Raw genomic sequence first — 15,005 nt, 5'->3', positions numbered from 1 at the left:
TAAATGGATTGTCCTGGGTTTCATCATCGGCTCTATCGTGGGAGGCACGATGGGGCTGAAAATACCGATGACCGCCGTTCCCCAACGGACCGCCCTTTCGCACTCTCTCGGGGCGCTGGCGGCCTGCCTGGTGGGAATTTCAGAATACTTTCGCCATCACGGCGAACTCGGCGCCGTAGTGATGATACCGCTTGGATTCGAAGTTGTCGTAGGCGGCCTGACCTTTACGGGAAGCCTGATGGCCGCAGCCAAGCTCCAGGAGTTGTTGCCGGGACATCCCATCACGTACAAGGGACAAAACGTTTTCAATGTTGGTTTGCTCGCAGCGATCGTGGCGTGCCTGATTTACCTGATCATCGCGCCGGCGGCGCCGTTGTTCTACCTCATGGTCGGCCTGGCGTTTGTTTTCGGGTTTATGTTGGTCATTCCTATCGGGGCCGCGGACATGCCGGTCGTGATCGCGCTCCTCAATTCCTATGGCGGCCTCGCCGATGCGGCCATGGGCTTCGTGCTCATGAATAAAATTCAAATCATCACCGGCTCGCTGGACGGAACATCCGGATTCCTTCTCTCTCTGCTCATGTGCCGGGCGATGAATCGCTCGGTTTTTAATGTCCTGTTCGGCGCCTTCGGCAAGGTTGAAGCCGCGGAAAGCGCGCAGGCAAGGGAGGCGAAGGGGAGCGTGCGCAGCATCTCTCCCGAGGAGGCGTCGGTTCTGTTGGACAGCGTGCGCTCGGTCATCATCGTTCCGGGCTATGGGATGGCGGTCGCACAAGCTCAGCACGGCGTTGCGGAGCTGGCGCGGCTGCTGATGAAGCAGGGCATCAACGTCAAGTACGCCATTCACCCGGTGGCCGGCCGCATGCCCGGGCACATGAACGTCCTGCTCGCCGAGGCCAATGTCCCTTATGACCACTTGTACACGATGGAGCAGATCAATCCCTACTTCCCCGAAGCGGACATCGCGCTGGTCGTCGGAGCGAATGACGTGACCAATCCGGCCGCAAAGAACAACAAGAACAGCCCGCTCTATGGAATGCCGATCCTTGAGGTCGACCGCGCCAGGTCGATCATCGTTCTCAAGCGTAGTCTGCGCCCGGGTTTTTCCGGCGTAGACAATGAACTTTACTACGACCCGAAGTGCATGCTGCTTTTTGGCGACGCCAAGGACAGCCTGAACAAACTCTTTGCGGCTCTCAAGTCTTAAAAGAACTCATGGGAGGGTGATGCCATGATTACCGTGCGCGACATTTTACAGCGAAAAGGAAATCAAATTTGGTCCGTCGCTCCGGACAGCACCGTGTACGACGCCCTTATGTTGATGGCCGAACAAAATGTCGGCGCATTGCTTGTCCTCGACGGAGAGAAGATTGTCGGGGTCTTCTCAGAGCGGGATTACGCCAGGAAGGTTATCCTGAAAGGAAAAGCCTCCAAGGAAACATCCGTTGACGAAATCATGACGTCCGAGGTGACCACCGTTCATCCCGGGCAGTCCGTGGAAGAATGCATGGGGCTCATGACAGATAAGCGCATCCGCCATCTTCCCGTGCTCGAAGGAGAAAAATTGGCCGGCCTCATTTCCATCGGGGATGTGGTGAAGGCGATCATATCCGACAGAGAATTCATCATCAAGCAGCTTGAGAGTTACATCACCGGAGGATCAAGCTGAGTTAAGCGACCTGCACGATTCACGTCGGCGGCTATCAGGGCCGTCCCCGCGCGCCTTTCGCCTTCATCCTTTATCCTTTTTCCATTCGCGGACGCGCCAATAATAGTAGACCAGGCCGGCATATTCATACACGGCGGTAGTTATTTTCTCCGCGGCGTCCTCGCTGGGGAAAAGCCCCCCGCCTATTAATCTGACCGTAAAGTCGCCCGGGGCGGCGACCGGCTCGGGCGCGACGGCCGCAAACGCGAGCATACTCCGCGGCATGTGGACGGCTGAAGTGACCAGAAGATAGCGGCGCCAGCCTTTCGCTTGAAGAATCTTTCTCACCTCAAGCGCGCCTTCGAAGGTGTCGCGCGAGTTCGCTTCCGAAATAACGTGATCGCTCGGGACGCCCCAAAGCACCAGATAGTCGCAGGCCACCCGGTTCTCGTTTAACGGTGGAACTTGACTGCCCGAGACGATGATCGGCCTGGGATGAATCCGGTATAGCCGCCACGCCTCGTCCAAGCGGCGGAACATACTTTCGCCCAGGGACGGGAAAGGAGTCAGCGCGGTGGGAGAACTGACATGCCCCAAAAGGACCACGATCGCGTCATACGGCTCCGCTCCACGAGGCTCTAGAAGGATTGGATGGCGCGATTCGAGCGGGTAGCGCAACCAATTGTTCACCATGCCGTTGTGCAGCACGATGATCAATAACGTCAACGCGAGAAGCGCCCTTCTCGCCCAGCGCCACCGCCAGAAGATCACGACGAGAACGAGAAGAACGATCCAGAAGGTCGGCGGCAGGAAAAGCTGCTTGAGGATTTGTTTGACCAGGAACATCAGGCAAGCATTATCTCATGAAAAATCATTTTTCCATCAGGGGTCGAGGCGCGTCCGGTATTTACGCCCGAACCGTTCCGGTGTTTACCCGATTGTGAGTTATGACTCGGACGGCTAGCATTCGTCGGGCAATAGTTGAGTAGCCTTGGATGGTTGTCTTATAAGAGCGGGATGGAGGTGTGATATGAGAGACGGGATGCAACGGTTGTTGGTTGGAACGTTGGGAACCCTGGCCGTGCTTTGGCTCTCTGTGGATGCGGAAGCCGGGCAGAGGATTTTCTGCGGCAAAAACCACAATATTGTTATTACGGATCTGGACATGGCGCCGGATCCTCTCGACCGAGGCCAGCGGATCAAGGTGTGGCGCGTAACTGTCCAGGTGGACGGCACGGGCGAGTGTGAAACCACGTTCGAGCTTCGAGAGAAGCCGAGCCGGGAGCTGGTCGCTCAGAAATCCGGGCGTATTCTAAAACCCGGTATCAATCGAATCCAGCTCGAACCGGAGGGAAAATATAGATTCCGCGCCCGAGAGCACTGTTTCGAAGTACTGGCGGATATCGAGCGCACGCGAAAGCCGGTGGACTCGCGCGACACCTTCTGCGCCCGTGAGAAAGAAAACGGCCGCTGGACTATGAAAGAGCGCGGCGACCGTCCCATCAAACGAAACCCCTAGCGGCGAGGACGCATCGTTTTTCTATAAGCGGCGCCAGTATCGACGCGTGCGGCGCGGCGCGGCCTCTCAGCTTTAAGACGGCTGGGGGGCCGATCCTTCTTTGGCCGGAGCCGGCTCTGCCTGCTCCCTGTCCTTGAACCCCGGCCGGATCGCCGTGATAAAGGCGTTTTTCAGCATACCGACGAAAGCTTCCCAATTGCTGTACTGCGGGCTATCGATTCTGCCGGTGAGAGTTATGGTCGTGGCGACTTCGTTGCGGGGTCTGTTTGAAAGGATCCAAGCCACGGCGCCGATGAGTCCCTGCTTAAGTTTTTGTCCGAATGACTTATCCGCGTCTTTCTCCGCGTCGTAAACATCCAAGTTCTTGAACAGCGGCTTGATGTATCCGTTCACCTGGCCGTCTCTCACTCTGGCTTCCGAGTAAAGCGAGAAGCTGCCTTCGTTCACGTCAAAATTCGCCGCGTTGAGCAGGAGCGGATTCAACGAGGTCATATCGGTTCCGTCCATGCTGAGCTTGAGATCCAAATCGCCGCCCTGCTTGGCCTTGGGTTGGAAGGCAACATTGACGACGGTCTTGCCGCTGTCCATAAAATTTCCCGCGAATGTCCCCACGGCCCGCCCTTCCGCGCTCTGGTTGGTCAGATTTTCCACCCTGATATTCGCGTCCGTAAAGAACAACTGATATTCCGGCGTGACCGCCTTGTTGACAAACCCGAGGCGGCTTCTTCGAATATCGATTTGGTTCAATTTGACCAGAACCTCGGGCTTGTTGTTCAAGTCCTTTGCCGTCGTGGCTACCTGCTCGGCGACCTGCTGCTCCTGAGCGGCGGTCTTGGCCATATGAACATAATCGACCGCGACCCCCTGTATCGTGACGTGCTTCACGTCAACGGTTTTCTTGCTCGGCGCGTATTCCACCAGGCCGTCGCTCGAAAACACTCCGTTGCGCACGGAAACGTTGTAGCGGTTGGTGATCGGCCTGAAATAGTCCAGCTCGATGTGGCTTAGAGAAACGCCGCCTTTAATTCCCGGATGCGGCTTGGCCAAAAAATCTGCGTTGCCGTCGAAGGCGATGGTGCCGGTATCGAAAGCCACGGTTCTCAGGTGGACTTCCGAAGGATACGCGTTCTCTTTGGAATGCACGTTGCGGATGTTCTCCGCCTCGAAGTTGAGCTTGCTCAAATGCAGCGGTTTGAACGGCCCCTGGTCCGTATAGGTGACGTCGGCGTCGCGCACGTTGAACAAGTTCACTTTCAACGGATAGATCTCCTCCAGCGCGTCCTGCCAGCCGCGCTCGGCGGGAGACATTTTCTCTCGAACTTCCTGTCTTGCTTGTTTCAAATCGATGTAGAGCTTCGGCCGATCGATTACAAAGTCGCTGACCAGACGGCCGTGCAGCAGCGCGCGCCAATGGACGCTGGCGCTGAGCACGGGGACGTGCGCCACGGGCGGTTCGGGATGGGCGTCTTGCAGGATGGTAGTGTCGATCAATTCAAGGGAGAAGCCAATAGGATGAAACCGAAGCTTGTCGATGCGGACCGTGTAACCCGTGAGGCTGCTATTGACGTTTTGCTCGATAGTCTGCCTCAAGTGCTCATCGAGAAAAAAGCGCACGAAAACGACGACCGCAAGGATCAGGATGCCTAAGAGCGCGGCAGTCCATTTAAAGGCCCTTCGACCTGGAATCACTCGTCTAAAATAATGGCGCATTCACTATTAAAGTTGTGCAAAAACCAGACCAGCCAGGCGGATGATAAAGCCTTAGAGTCAGTGCGGATTTCTTGGATGTAGGGAAGCACCTACGCGGAAATTTTTTCGCGGACCGGGGAATATTTACGCGGGTCAAAACGGCTTGGCGAACGCGAGGCGTAAAATGCGCTGAATCAGCGCTTCATAGACAAGCCCCGCCTTGATCGCCGACTGGGCAAACTCGTCGCTGCGATCGAGATTGGGATTGGGGTTGGCCTCGAGAATAACGATCTCGCCGGCCGGAGTCACGCGCAGGTCTATCCGGCCGTAGCCGCGGATGCGCAGCGCGCGGTAAACTTTTTTGCAAATCTCCGTGATGCGTCCCGCCGCCCCGTCGTCGATTCCCTCGGCGAAAATATTCTGGATGCCCCATTTCTTCCGGTAAGCGTCGTCCCATTTGGCCTTGAACGTGGAAAAGCGCGGCCGTCCTTCGGGAACCTCGGCGAAGATAACCTCGCGAACCGGAAAGACCCGCAAGCGGCCGTTCCCCAGGATGCTCACGTAAAGCTCGCGCCCGTCGATATACTCCTCGGCCAAAGCCTCCTGATTCATGCGCTCGTGGATGAAGCGGACGCGCTCTTCAAAGGCCTGATCGTTCTCGACGAACGAATCCTGAGAAATCCCGTACGACGCCTCCTCCTGGAGCGGTTTAATGAAGAGCGGAAAGGAGAGCCGCTTCGGCCTGCGAATCGTCGACCCGGGCGGGAAAACCACCGAGTCCGGCACGCGAATGTGATGATAAGCGAGAATCTCCTTCGCCATACCCTTGTTTTTGCAAAGCGTGAGTCCGGTGGGGCCGGAGCCGGTATACGGCACGTCGAGCATTTCTAAAAGCCCGGCCACGTTGCGGTCGTAGGCCGAGCGGGCGTTGAAATGCTCGGTGAGATTGAACACCACCTCGGGCGGGTGGGCTTTGACCTCGTCGATGATGAGGCCGGGGTCTTCGTAGACGCCGATCGTTCGCACCTCGTGGCCGAGCTTCGTGAGCGCGTCGATCACGTGCGCCTCCGCCGCCCAATCGTCGGTCTTGAGCTCGAGGCTGAAGTCCTGATCCGCGGGCGGCGTCCCCGCCGAATCGAAAAGCACCAGGACTTTATATTTCCGTTTCGTGCCGGCCATGGCGAAGGCGCTAAACGTCCTTGAACTTTCCCGTCAATCGATAATGCGAAGCGAGCGTCGCCAGATACGCGGCGATCTCCAGACCGGCGGCGTCCGATCGCAGCCGCAAATCCAGCGCCGCACAGCGCTCGGTAAGCGCGCGGAGGAGGCGATCCAGAGTAAACTTCGGCTCGCCGCTCCAAGCCGAGACGGCGCCCAGCATCGGTTTCCTGTTCCGTCGCAAAAAAGCCGCCGCACGCTCGGCGTTGGGCGCCGCGGCGGCGTCGGCGAAGAGCCTTCTCAAATCGGCGTCGAAGAAATCCGGAAAATCCTGCGCGTAGAGCAGCCGGCGTTTTTTGTAGTGGGCCTCCAGACGCGACTTGAGGCGTGAGGCATCGCTCATCCGGCTGCGTGAAAGCACCAGCGCTTTTTGGCCGGCGAGCTTGACCATGAGCTGATCGACGTACTCGAGCTTTTCCAGCGCCTTCCATCCACGATATTGGCTCTTCCAATCCAACCCGGGCGTGAGCCAGATCGCCAGCGTCTCGGCGAAGTCCTCTTCGGGATGGCTCTGCGCGTACCAGCCGTCGAGGTGGCGGACGAACCGCTTGCTGTAGGGACGGGAGCGGAAGCTCTCGGAATATTCCTGCGACGGCGAGCCGAAGATTTTCTGCCACTGCTTGTCTTTCGTCAGCAGGTAAGCGTGGTTCAACACGTGGCCCATCTCGTGGCGCAGGAGACGCATGCACCAGTCCTCGGTGCCACCCTCCACTTCCATCATCATTTTCTCTTCCAGTTTTTTAAGCCGCGGGTGGGCGAGATAAAAGGGAATCGCGATCGTGGCCGCGCCGTCGGGGCAGAACCACTCGTCGCCGAGATAGCAGATCGGCTTGACGGGAATTCCCCGCTCGCCCAGCTCGCGATGAAAGTTAGCGATGCGCGACTCGAGCTCGCTTCCGGCGATCTGCGCTTTGAGATCGCAGATGCGCATGCGAAGCAGCTCTTCGTCACTGAGGCCGGCGAGATCCGGCGGCGGGGCGGGAGACGACTTTTCCCTGCCGGGCGAAGATTCCATAGCAGCGTAGTTTAGCAGAGCTTGGAGAAACGGGCCAACGGCGAGGGCGAAGCTTCTTGGTGCAGCGCACTAGCAGCCCCCGAGCGCGAGTTGCTCCGAGCGAGCTGTTCTCGGAGTTTCTCACCTCAGAGAACCTTCGCAAACCGCTGATCTGCCGTCACTGCCTGGAAGGGATCGACGAATGAGGTGTTGCCACTATGACCGAATCACCTAGCACGGTCAACGGGAGAACCGATCGCGATTCGGAGTTCCTGCGCAAACCGGGGAAAGTGGATCTTTGCCGTTTCGACAAAAGCGGCAGCCTCCTCCTCCGAGCATTCAACGATTCGGCTGAAGGGCATGGGCATCCCTACGGGTTCGTCCGTGAGGAAGTCCACGACCTCCAAGTCCGCGAATTGTTTTTCCAATGCGTCGCAACACTCACTTGTCAACAAGATCTTCATAGGTCGATTCTACTCCTGGCGCCGGCTCGGTCAAGCGGTTTAGTCTAAGGCGCTAAAGAAGCGTGTCTACAGCGAGATGCGGAAGCACGTCGGGACCAAGGCCAAGGAGGAAGCGTGAGCGGTCTAACGGAAAGATTTCTCGCGTTGATTCGGAAAGAGGTCCGCTGCCCGAAGTGCCGGCGGCTTTTGCTCCGCGGCGGCTTCGAGGGCGAGCTCAAGTACCCGCGCTGCGGCTGGCTGCTCCGCGCCGCCGCGAGCGAAAACGCGGCCAAGGAGCGGCTTTGAATACGGCTCGGCTTATGATAGACGTGGCGCCGTTTCCTATGACTGCTAAATTTAAGAAAGATGCCGTGACTTGGCCGGCCCTCGGAGTCGTCATCGCCATAATTCTTCCCGCCATCGGTCTTGCCGGTTTGTTTTTTCACTCAAGCTTCCAAAAAGATATTGCCTCCGTCGAGAAGAGCATAGGTTCGCTCGAGAAAAATATCGGGTCGATGGATAAAAACATCGACGGCCGGCTCAAGTCCATGGAATCCAGCATCTCTGCGATACAGCAGAGACTGTATCTGCCGATAGCAAAAGCGAAGGGCATAAAGGACCCTCGGATCATTGTCACAAAGGCTCAACCAAAGGAAACCTTCTCCGCTGCTTATGGGAGCGAAGTTCTTCACCAGCGGTTAGAGGTAACTTACCGCATCTCGAAGATCACGGCAGAGACCGTCCAGATCTCCTCGGAGTTGGCGGTTTATCACGCCGGCAAACTGTTTGCTAAAGGCCCCGGCCCTACTGTGAAGATCACCGGCCAGGGCGACGCGTATTTTGAGCACCAAGCTCTGCTATACAATGAGGCAGGGGAGACACGCACAGTCCGGGTACCACCTATCGTTATTTCAATCCTGGAGCGCCGCCCGGATCAGTTGGTAATCGCCACGGGGGAGACGGCGAAATCCGGGGGGTCCAAAAAAAGTTGACAATGAAAAGGAGAAGACGCAAAATGCGCCAGATTGACATCGGCGCATAGCGGATTGCGAGCCAAAAACAGACGATGAAATAACCGAATTTTAAGAAGGACCTGAGGCCAGAGAGCCCAAAGCCCCGCGTAACTCACAAGAGCCCAGAGAGGCCCGGTCTTCCGCGTAACAGCGGAAGCCGGGCCTTTTTGTTTTGTGGGATTGGGAATTCGATTCGGCAACAAGCACGACGTCGTCGTCCTGGAACAAATGGAAGGCGCGGCGCTCAACGCATTCACGCCTGAAGAGCCGCGTGAGATCCGGCGGCGAACCGGAAGACGACTTTTCCCTGCCGGGCGAAGATTCCATGGCGGGCAACGTGGAGTATTGGAGTGCTGGAGTACTGGGTTAAGAGTTTTGGGCTTTTTCCATCACTCCATTACTCCACCACTCCACTCCATAGTTCTCCTACTCTACTTCGACTTCAGAAAACCCAGGCGCTCGGCCATCGGCGCCGTCGGGAAGACGTAGCCGCAGGCCTTGCACGTTCGGATTATATCATCGGCGTTGAACGCCTCGTAGATTTTCGTCACCTGCTGGGTGACGTCGCCTTGGGCGACCGTGCTGTGCAAAACCTTTTCATCGCACTTCTCGCAAAACCAGACGAACTCCTCCTTCTCTTCCGGCTTTCGTTTCCGCTCGATCACCAGGCCCCAGGTGTTCTCCGGCCGGCGCGGCGAGTGCGCCACGTTGCCGGGACAGAGAAAGATTTCGCCTTCGCCGATTTTTACGACCGCCCTCTTTTCCCCTTCAGGCTTCAAGTGCAGCTCGATCCCGCCTTCGATCTGATAGAAGAACTCCTCTCCCGGCTCGACGTGGAAATCGAGCCGGACGTTGGGGCCGCGGAGAATCATGACCAGAAAATCCTGATGGTGAATCAGCAGGCGGTTGGTCTTATACGGCGGGGAGAAAAGATCTCGGTTCTCTTCCACCCAGCGCTTGAGGTGAAATGTGGAAAGAAAGTCCATAAGCCAGCGACTTGGAGCGACTCCAATACTGTCTTGTTACTTTCCGTACAACTTCGCGACGAATCCGCTCTCCTCGAGTTCTCTGAGAAACCGCGGCTCGACGAAGCGCTTCGGGTCCGCGCCCTTCGCCTTGGGATTGGTCTTCGCGAGATCGTCCAGGATCACTTCGATGCCTTTGAGCGTCGGATACGGCACGCGCGCCATGAATTTGACCGCATAGGCGTCGTAAGCTTCCTCCAGGGCCTCCGCGTCGTCGGTCTTCATCAGCTTGGAAATTGTTTTCAGGCTGGTCGGCTTGTTCGTTTTGTAAAAATGAATCCCTTCGACGAACGCCCTCACCACGCGCCGCGTGAGGTCTTCCTTTTTTTCGATGACGGCGCGGGTCGTGCCGAACGAGGTGCCGACGTAATCGAGCCCGAGATCGACGAGCGCGGCGAGCCGGTTGAAGCCGGCCTTCTGCGCCCTCAAAGTCAGCGGCGGCTGCAGCAGAGTGGCGTCCACTCTGCCGGCCTGCAAGGCGAGAAAACGGTCAGGCGGACCGCCGATGGCGACAAGCGCGACGTCTTTATCAGGCTCCAGTCCCCATTTTTTGAGAGCCACCGTCGCGCCGTAATGATCCGACGATCCGCTCCTCGCGACGCCGATGCGCTTGCCTTTGAGGTCGGCCGGCTTTTTGATCGCGGCATGGGTGTAGATGGAATGCTCCAGCGTGTTGACGAAGCTCATCAAAAGCGCGGTATCGGCGCCGGCCAGGTTGGCGGCGACCGAAGAGGGACCGGCGAAGATGTTGTAATCCACGCCGCCTGATATTAACGCCGCGGTGTTGGTCGGCCCGCCGACGATGTAGACGATCTGCGGATCGAGGTCGTGCTTGCGGAAGATCCCCGCGTCGCGCGTGACGTAGAGGATGGCCTGTGAAGCCGACAGCGCGCTGTGCGCGATGTGGAACCGGTCGAGCGCCCAGGCGATTTCCCGGAAGAATAACGACGCGGTAAGAAGAAATAGGAAAACGATAGGTCGCTTCATCGGACACCCTCGGCGAACTTGTTGCGGTTGCAGGCGACTTCGACGCGGTTGCCGTCCGGATCCAAAAAACTAACCGAGAGGTTGTGCGCGACCTCCAGTATCTCCGGGCCGCTCACGACGGGAACTCGCTTTCGCTTCAAGACCGGATAGAGATCGTCCACTTCCTGGTCGCTGCCGACGTAGACGCAGAAATGATGCAGGCCCGGAAGGCCGTCGCCGTTTATTCGCTTCGCCTTCGCCGGCAACTCCATCAACGCGATGTCGTGGTGCTCGGCGCCGAAGCTCAAGAAGGACATCTTCGTTCGCGGATTTCTTCCCGAGACCGTCATGCCCAATATGTCACGATAGAAGCGCTCGGACTTCTTAAGATTCCTGACGTTCAAAACGACGTGGCCCAACGTCGCGCGTCGAACTCCCATGGCGCTCCCACTTTTAGACGGTCAGGTCGGCGCTGTCAAGGAATAGTAAAGACGGAACCGAGCTTGCAACCTCTAGGTACTTATCATAAACCGATTCCATGAAGATCGGCGTTTTCGACCACCTGCAGAAAAACGACCGGCCGGAACTTTCCTATCAGGACCTCTACGCGCGGCATCTCGACATGGTGGAGTTCATTGACCAGGCGGGGATGGATTATTATTTCGTCGCCGAGCACCACTTCGACATGGGATTCGCCGAGTGCTCCAGCCCCGGCGCGTGGATGGCTGCCGCCTCGCAGCGGACGAAACGAATCCGTCTCGGTCCGCTCGTCTATGTTCTCCCTCTATGGCATCCGGTTCGCGTCGCGGAAGAAGTCGCCATGCTCGACAACATCACCCGCGGCCGATTCGAATGCGGCATCGGAAGCGGCATCGGCAAGTACGCCTTCGGGGCTTACGATGCTTCCTGGGACAACAAGAACGACATCATGTGGGAAGCGTACAAGATCATCAAGGGGATGTGGGCCAACCCTCAATTCAGCTACGAGGGAAAATATTTCAAAGTGCGAAACGCGGAGTTGAACGTTCCTCTGGTCCAGAAGCCGCATCCGCCGCTGTGGATGCCGACGCGAAGTCCCGAGTCGGTCGCCGCGGCGGCCGTCGAAGGAATCAGCACGGTGCAATGGTGTCCGCCGAAGATGGACGTCGTCCGGGAAATCTTCGATTACTATCGAGAGACTTACAAAAGCGCCAAGCCCTCCGGCGCGCCGCCGCAAATCGCCGCGGAGCCCCAGATCGCCGCGGAGCCCCAGATCGCATTGATGCGCGAGATCTACGTGGCCGATACCGACAAGCGGGCGTATGAAGAAGCCAAAGAACATTGGATCTACTTCTGGCATCGGGTCGGTGGCGGCCGGGCCTACGGCGGCTACGGCAACGAAAATCTCGCCAACATTACCCGCGAGGAGCGAAAAAAAGAGCTTCTGGACGTCGATTCGGCCATCCGTGAGAATTCCTTTATCTGCGGCGCGCCGGAAAAAGTAGCGGGGCAGATCAAAGAGATCGCGCGCCGGGCGGGCGCCAACTGCTTTCTCGGCGAGTTCACCTTCGGCGCGCTGGAACACGACAAGGCGATGAAGTCGCTCAAGCTGTTCACGGAGCGCGTGTTGCCGGAACTCAAAAGCTTCGAGATCGACGCGCTCAACTATCCCAACAACGGCTACCGCGTCTGGCTCAAGCCGTCCTCCACCAATTGATATTTTCCTTCTCCGTCTTGGGCGATCTTCCCCTCGTGAGAGAGCCGGCCGATTGTCCGCGCAATCTCGCCGAACTCCTCGTTGTGGAATAGGTCGAGAATCTCGGCGTAGAACTTGTGCGATTTCGAAAGCGCCCTGAGGATTCTATCGACCAACGGTTTCGTCCGTCTGTTCACTGGCGTTCTCGCCTTCTGCACGGACGGTTCCTGCCCAAGATAATCTTTTAGTTGAGCTTTGCCTTCGTTGATATAGACGATCCGGTTGTAGCGCTCGCGCGGGACGTTCTCGGGAATCGTCGCGTCGATTCCCATCTTGGCCGTCGTCGGGATTCCGTTAGTCGGAGGCAGAGAGGGATCCAGAGGCTTGGAGCGCGCGTTGGCGACGATGACCACGTCGCGGTCCGCTTGGACCCGCGTGGCGACCGCCCACTCCAGATCGATCGGGTCGAAGATATCGATGTCGTCGTCGGTCACGATCGCGTGCTTGATGTCCGCGATCGAGAGCAGCGCCATGATCGCGTTCTTGCCGTCGCCGGGCTGCTTCTTGATCGCCGCGACGATATGCCAGTGGCAGCAGCCTCCCGGCGTCACGTTGACGGCGGTCGTCGTCACGCCCGCCTCGCGCAATACGCGCAGCGCGGCCGCCTCGTAGATCGGCGCGCTCATCCAGATATTTTCCCAGGGCATGTGAAGCGCGTAGTAAATCGGCTCTTTGCGGTGCATGATCGCCTTGATTTTGACTCGGGGATTGAGATGAAGCCCGCCCATGAGGCGATTGAACTCGGAGAACGGCCCTTCCGGGTGAATCCAGCCTTCGGGTGGGATCTCCCCTTCCAGGACTATTTCCGCGTCGGCGATGCAGGGAGTCGAAATGGTTTCGCCGGGCGCCAGCTTCAACGGCGCGCCGCGCAGTCCTCCCGCGTACCCCAGCTCGTTGGTCCCGAGCGAAGCCTTGAACGTCGAGGCGATCATTTCATAGGGGTGCACGCCGATCGACATCGAAATCGGCAGTGTTTTCTTTTTTTGCAGCGCGCGCTCGGCGTAGCGCCTCAAATTATTAGGCGTCACGATGTCGATGCCGGTCATGTTCCTCTCCTTGAGCATCAGGCGATACATCCCCGCGTTCATCCCATATTCAGGATCTTGCGCGATGACCACGGCAGCCGTGATCATCGGGCCGCCGTCCATCAGCCCGAAGACCGGCACAGGCAATTTGAATAGATCTACCTTGCCGCCGGTGTGAATGACATCCTTGACCGGCGCTTTTTTAACCATGCGCGGCTTGATCGGATGATCCATCGCCTCGCGCAGCTTCTTTTCGATCCCCGAATAGTCCACCCCTATGGCGAGAGCGAGACGATTTCTCGACTGCAACAGTCCCGAGGCAACGGGTATGGGATAACCTTCGATGTTGCTGAAGAGCAGAGCCTTCTCCGACTGCGGCACCAGCGCGGCGACGTTGCGCAGATCGACCGGTTTGGATATTTCAAGAAGCTCGTTATGTTTGCGAAGCGTCTGCACAAATCCCCGGAAACTAATCTCCATGCGGGTCCTCCTGTTCGATGCACCTTATTGAGTCGGCTGCGGACTGTCAACGCGACCGCGCCTAACCAGTTCAGCTTTCCCTCACCCTAACCCTCTCCCAAAGGGAGAGGGAACTAGAAGCAAACGGTCCCATTAACTGTACCCTCGCCCGCAACGTGGGAGAGGGTAGGGTGAGGGTGCTTTCATTCTGAATTTGCGTATTGTCCCTTGCAACTTTTTATCTCTTCGCATACCAGAGAGAATCATGCGCGCCTCTTTCGGCCTCACGCTTGCGAATCGCGGCGTCATCATCGGCGCCGTCAAGGTGAGCGATCTCATACACATGACGCAACAGGCGGAATCCTCGGGCGCCTTCGACGCCGTCTGGGTCGGCGACAGCCTCCTCGCCAAGCCCCGCTTCGAGTCGGTGGTTCTCCTTTCCGCGCTCGCCGCAGTGACGACGAAAGTCCGGCTGGCCGTAGGCTGCATGGCGACTTTCCCGCATCGCCATCCGGTTCTTTTCGCACAGCAGTGGGCGAGCCTCGACGTTTTGTCCGAGGGGCGGAGCTGGCTCGTCGTCTGCATGGGCGGGCCGGACGAGCAGAGCAAGGCTCAGGCGCTGGAGCACGCCGTGATGGGCATCCAGGCAAAGGAGCGTCCCGCGCGCATGACCGAAGGCATCGAAATTCTGCGGAAGCTATTCGCCGAGAAAAACACTTCGCACCACGGCCGCTTCTACCAGTTCGACGGGGTGACGCTGGAGCCGCGCCCCGTGCAGCAGCCCTGCCCCATCTGGATCGCCAGCAATCCGACCGGGCTCACTTGGCGCGACGGCGCGAGCGCGCCCGATGCTGTCATCGAGCGCAGCTTCCGCCGCGTCGCGCGCTACGCCGACGGCTGGATGACGAACAAAGTGAGCCCGGAACAGTTCCGCCGGCAATGGTCGCGAATTTTGGAAATGGCGCGCGAGGAAGGCCGCGATCCGGCGAAGCTCGGCAACGCTCTCTACCACAACATTAACATCCAACAGGACCGCAAGGCCGCGCTGGCGGAGAGCAAGGCCTTTCTCGACAAGTATTACACTTCAAACTTCAGCGCGGCCTTCGTCGAAGGCTTCACGACCGCCGGCACGCCGGAGGAATGCATCCGTGACCTTAAGGATTACTTTAGCTCGGGCCTGCAGCATATAGCTCTGCGCCTGACTTCCTGGGACCAGCAGACCCAACTTAAACGTTTCCTTGAAGAAGTCGTGCCCGCGTTCACCTGATTTC

15 protein-coding genes are annotated in these 15,005 nt (G+C 58.1%); 7 read left to right on the top strand and 8 right to left on the bottom strand.

All coding sequences use genetic code 11. From position 1 onward, the window contains the following. Positions 1-1,207: NAD(P)(+) transhydrogenase (Re/Si-specific) subunit beta (locus tag VGL70_12340; GenBank protein HEY3304315.1), on the top strand; the 1,207-nt coding region annotated here is incomplete at its 5' end. Positions 1,208-1,231: 24 nt separating this feature from the next. Continuing rightward, positions 1,232-1,669: a CBS domain-containing protein gene (locus VGL70_12335; protein HEY3304314.1), complete on the top strand. Its 438-nt coding sequence runs from the start codon at positions 1,232-1,234 to the stop codon at positions 1,667-1,669. A 63-nt stretch (positions 1,670-1,732) separates the two neighbouring features. On the opposite strand, the gene VGL70_12330 is transcribed toward VGL70_12335, so the two are convergent. Then, positions 1,733-2,494 carry a YdcF family protein gene (locus tag VGL70_12330; protein HEY3304313.1) on the bottom strand — a complete coding sequence of 254 codons (762 nt, stop codon included), beginning with the start codon at positions 2,492-2,494 and terminating at the stop codon, positions 1,733-1,735. Positions 2,495-2,678: 184 nt separating this feature from the next. On the opposite strand from VGL70_12330, the gene VGL70_12325 reads away from it, so the two are divergent. Next, a complete protein-coding gene (locus VGL70_12325; protein ID HEY3304312.1) occupies positions 2,679-3,167 on the top strand; it encodes a hypothetical protein in 489 nt (162 codons plus the stop codon). 72 nt (positions 3,168-3,239) lie between these two features. Here VGL70_12325 and VGL70_12320 read toward each other — a convergent pair whose 3' ends face one another. The 3 genes from VGL70_12320 to VGL70_12310 all read right to left on the bottom strand — a co-directional run bounded on the left by VGL70_12320 (position 3,240) and on the right by VGL70_12310 (position 7,089). After that, positions 3,240-4,877, bottom strand: a complete 1,638-nt coding sequence (locus tag VGL70_12320; protein ID HEY3304311.1) for a DUF748 domain-containing protein — start codon at positions 4,875-4,877, stop codon at positions 3,240-3,242. 132 nt (positions 4,878-5,009) lie between these two features. After that, positions 5,010-6,035, bottom strand: coding sequence for a hypothetical protein (locus tag VGL70_12315; protein ID HEY3304310.1), 1,026 nt, complete (start codon positions 6,033-6,035; stop codon positions 5,010-5,012). A gap of 10 nt (positions 6,036-6,045) precedes the next feature. Then, on the bottom strand, positions 6,046-7,089 hold the full coding sequence (locus tag VGL70_12310; protein HEY3304309.1) for a putative zinc-binding metallopeptidase: 1,044 nt from the start codon (positions 7,087-7,089) through the stop codon (positions 6,046-6,048). A 557-nt stretch (positions 7,090-7,646) separates the two neighbouring features. Here VGL70_12310 and VGL70_12305 point away from each other — a divergent pair. Continuing rightward, positions 7,647-7,817: a Com family DNA-binding transcriptional regulator gene (locus VGL70_12305; protein ID HEY3304308.1), complete on the top strand. Its 171-nt coding sequence runs from the start codon at positions 7,647-7,649 to the stop codon at positions 7,815-7,817. 38 nt (positions 7,818-7,855) lie between these two features. Continuing rightward, entirely contained in the window at positions 7,856-8,503 is a 648-nt protein-coding gene (locus tag VGL70_12300) for a hypothetical protein (GenBank protein HEY3304307.1), read from the top strand. 452 nt (positions 8,504-8,955) lie between these two features. Here VGL70_12300 and nbaC read toward each other — a convergent pair whose 3' ends face one another. The 3 genes from nbaC to VGL70_12285 are packed head-to-tail and all read right to left on the bottom strand — an operon-like array spanning position 8,956 to position 10,955. Continuing rightward, on the bottom strand, positions 8,956-9,510 hold the full coding sequence (gene nbaC / locus VGL70_12295; protein ID HEY3304306.1) for a 3-hydroxyanthranilate 3,4-dioxygenase: 555 nt from the start codon (positions 9,508-9,510) through the stop codon (positions 8,956-8,958). Positions 9,511-9,546: 36 nt separating this feature from the next. Further along, positions 9,547-10,536 (bottom strand): ABC transporter substrate-binding protein, encoded by a 990-nt coding sequence (locus tag VGL70_12290; protein ID HEY3304305.1) that lies wholly within the window; start codon positions 10,534-10,536, stop codon positions 9,547-9,549. Beyond that, a complete protein-coding gene (locus tag VGL70_12285; GenBank protein ID HEY3304304.1) occupies positions 10,533-10,955 on the bottom strand; it encodes a VOC family protein in 423 nt (140 codons plus the stop codon). Before VGL70_12285 ends, VGL70_12290 begins: the two co-directional genes overlap by 4 nt. A gap of 98 nt (positions 10,956-11,053) precedes the next feature. On the opposite strand from VGL70_12285, the gene VGL70_12280 reads away from it, so the two are divergent. Beyond that, the gene (locus VGL70_12280) at positions 11,054-12,211 is read left to right on the top strand and encodes an LLM class flavin-dependent oxidoreductase (GenBank protein HEY3304303.1); all 1,158 of its coding nucleotides are present in this window, start codon (positions 11,054-11,056) and stop codon (positions 12,209-12,211) included. Here the strand turns inward: VGL70_12280 and VGL70_12275 are convergent. After that, positions 12,175-13,755, bottom strand: coding sequence for a UbiD family decarboxylase (locus VGL70_12275; GenBank protein HEY3304302.1), 1,581 nt, complete (start codon positions 13,753-13,755; stop codon positions 12,175-12,177). The genes VGL70_12280 and VGL70_12275 overlap by 37 nt on opposite strands. A 244-nt stretch (positions 13,756-13,999) precedes the next feature. On the opposite strand from VGL70_12275, the gene VGL70_12270 reads away from it, so the two are divergent. Then, the gene (locus tag VGL70_12270) at positions 14,000-15,001 is read left to right on the top strand and encodes an LLM class flavin-dependent oxidoreductase (GenBank protein ID HEY3304301.1); all 1,002 of its coding nucleotides are present in this window, start codon (positions 14,000-14,002) and stop codon (positions 14,999-15,001) included. The last annotated feature ends 4 nt before the right edge of the window (positions 15,002-15,005 follow it).

Source organism: Candidatus Binatia bacterium, assembly GCA_036504975.1.
Lineage (GTDB): Bacteria > Desulfobacterota > Binatia > UBA9968 > UBA9968 > JAJPJQ01.
Note: the sequence above shows the minus strand (reverse complement) of the source record. Positions and strands in the feature narration are given on the sequence as shown.

Excerpts from the sequence above, each read along its gene's own strand:
- VGL70_12335 (HEY3304314.1), top strand. The coding sequence starts at position 1,232 with ATGATTACCGTGCGCGACATTTTACAGCGAAAAGGAAATCAAATTTGG.
- VGL70_12330 (HEY3304313.1), bottom strand. The coding sequence starts at position 2,494 with ATGTTCCTGGTCAAACAAATCCTCAAGCAGCTTTTCCTGCCGCCGACC.
- VGL70_12325 (HEY3304312.1), top strand. The coding sequence starts at position 2,679 with ATGAGAGACGGGATGCAACGGTTGTTGGTTGGAACGTTGGGAACCCTG.
- VGL70_12320 (HEY3304311.1), bottom strand. The coding sequence starts at position 4,877 with ATGCGCCATTATTTTAGACGAGTGATTCCAGGTCGAAGGGCCTTTAAA.
- VGL70_12315 (HEY3304310.1), bottom strand. The coding sequence starts at position 6,035 with ATGGCCGGCACGAAACGGAAATATAAAGTCCTGGTGCTTTTCGATTCG.
- VGL70_12310 (HEY3304309.1), bottom strand. The coding sequence starts at position 7,089 with ATGGAATCTTCGCCCGGCAGGGAAAAGTCGTCTCCCGCCCCGCCGCCG.
- VGL70_12300 (HEY3304307.1), top strand. The coding sequence starts at position 7,856 with ATGACTGCTAAATTTAAGAAAGATGCCGTGACTTGGCCGGCCCTCGGA.
- nbaC (HEY3304306.1), bottom strand. The coding sequence starts at position 9,510 with ATGGACTTTCTTTCCACATTTCACCTCAAGCGCTGGGTGGAAGAGAAC.
- VGL70_12290 (HEY3304305.1), bottom strand. The coding sequence starts at position 10,536 with ATGAAGCGACCTATCGTTTTCCTATTTCTTCTTACCGCGTCGTTATTC.
- VGL70_12285 (HEY3304304.1), bottom strand. The coding sequence starts at position 10,955 with ATGGGAGTTCGACGCGCGACGTTGGGCCACGTCGTTTTGAACGTCAGG.
- VGL70_12280 (HEY3304303.1), top strand. The coding sequence starts at position 11,054 with ATGAAGATCGGCGTTTTCGACCACCTGCAGAAAAACGACCGGCCGGAA.
- VGL70_12275 (HEY3304302.1), bottom strand. The coding sequence starts at position 13,755 with ATGGAGATTAGTTTCCGGGGATTTGTGCAGACGCTTCGCAAACATAAC.
- VGL70_12270 (HEY3304301.1), top strand. The coding sequence starts at position 14,000 with ATGCGCGCCTCTTTCGGCCTCACGCTTGCGAATCGCGGCGTCATCATC.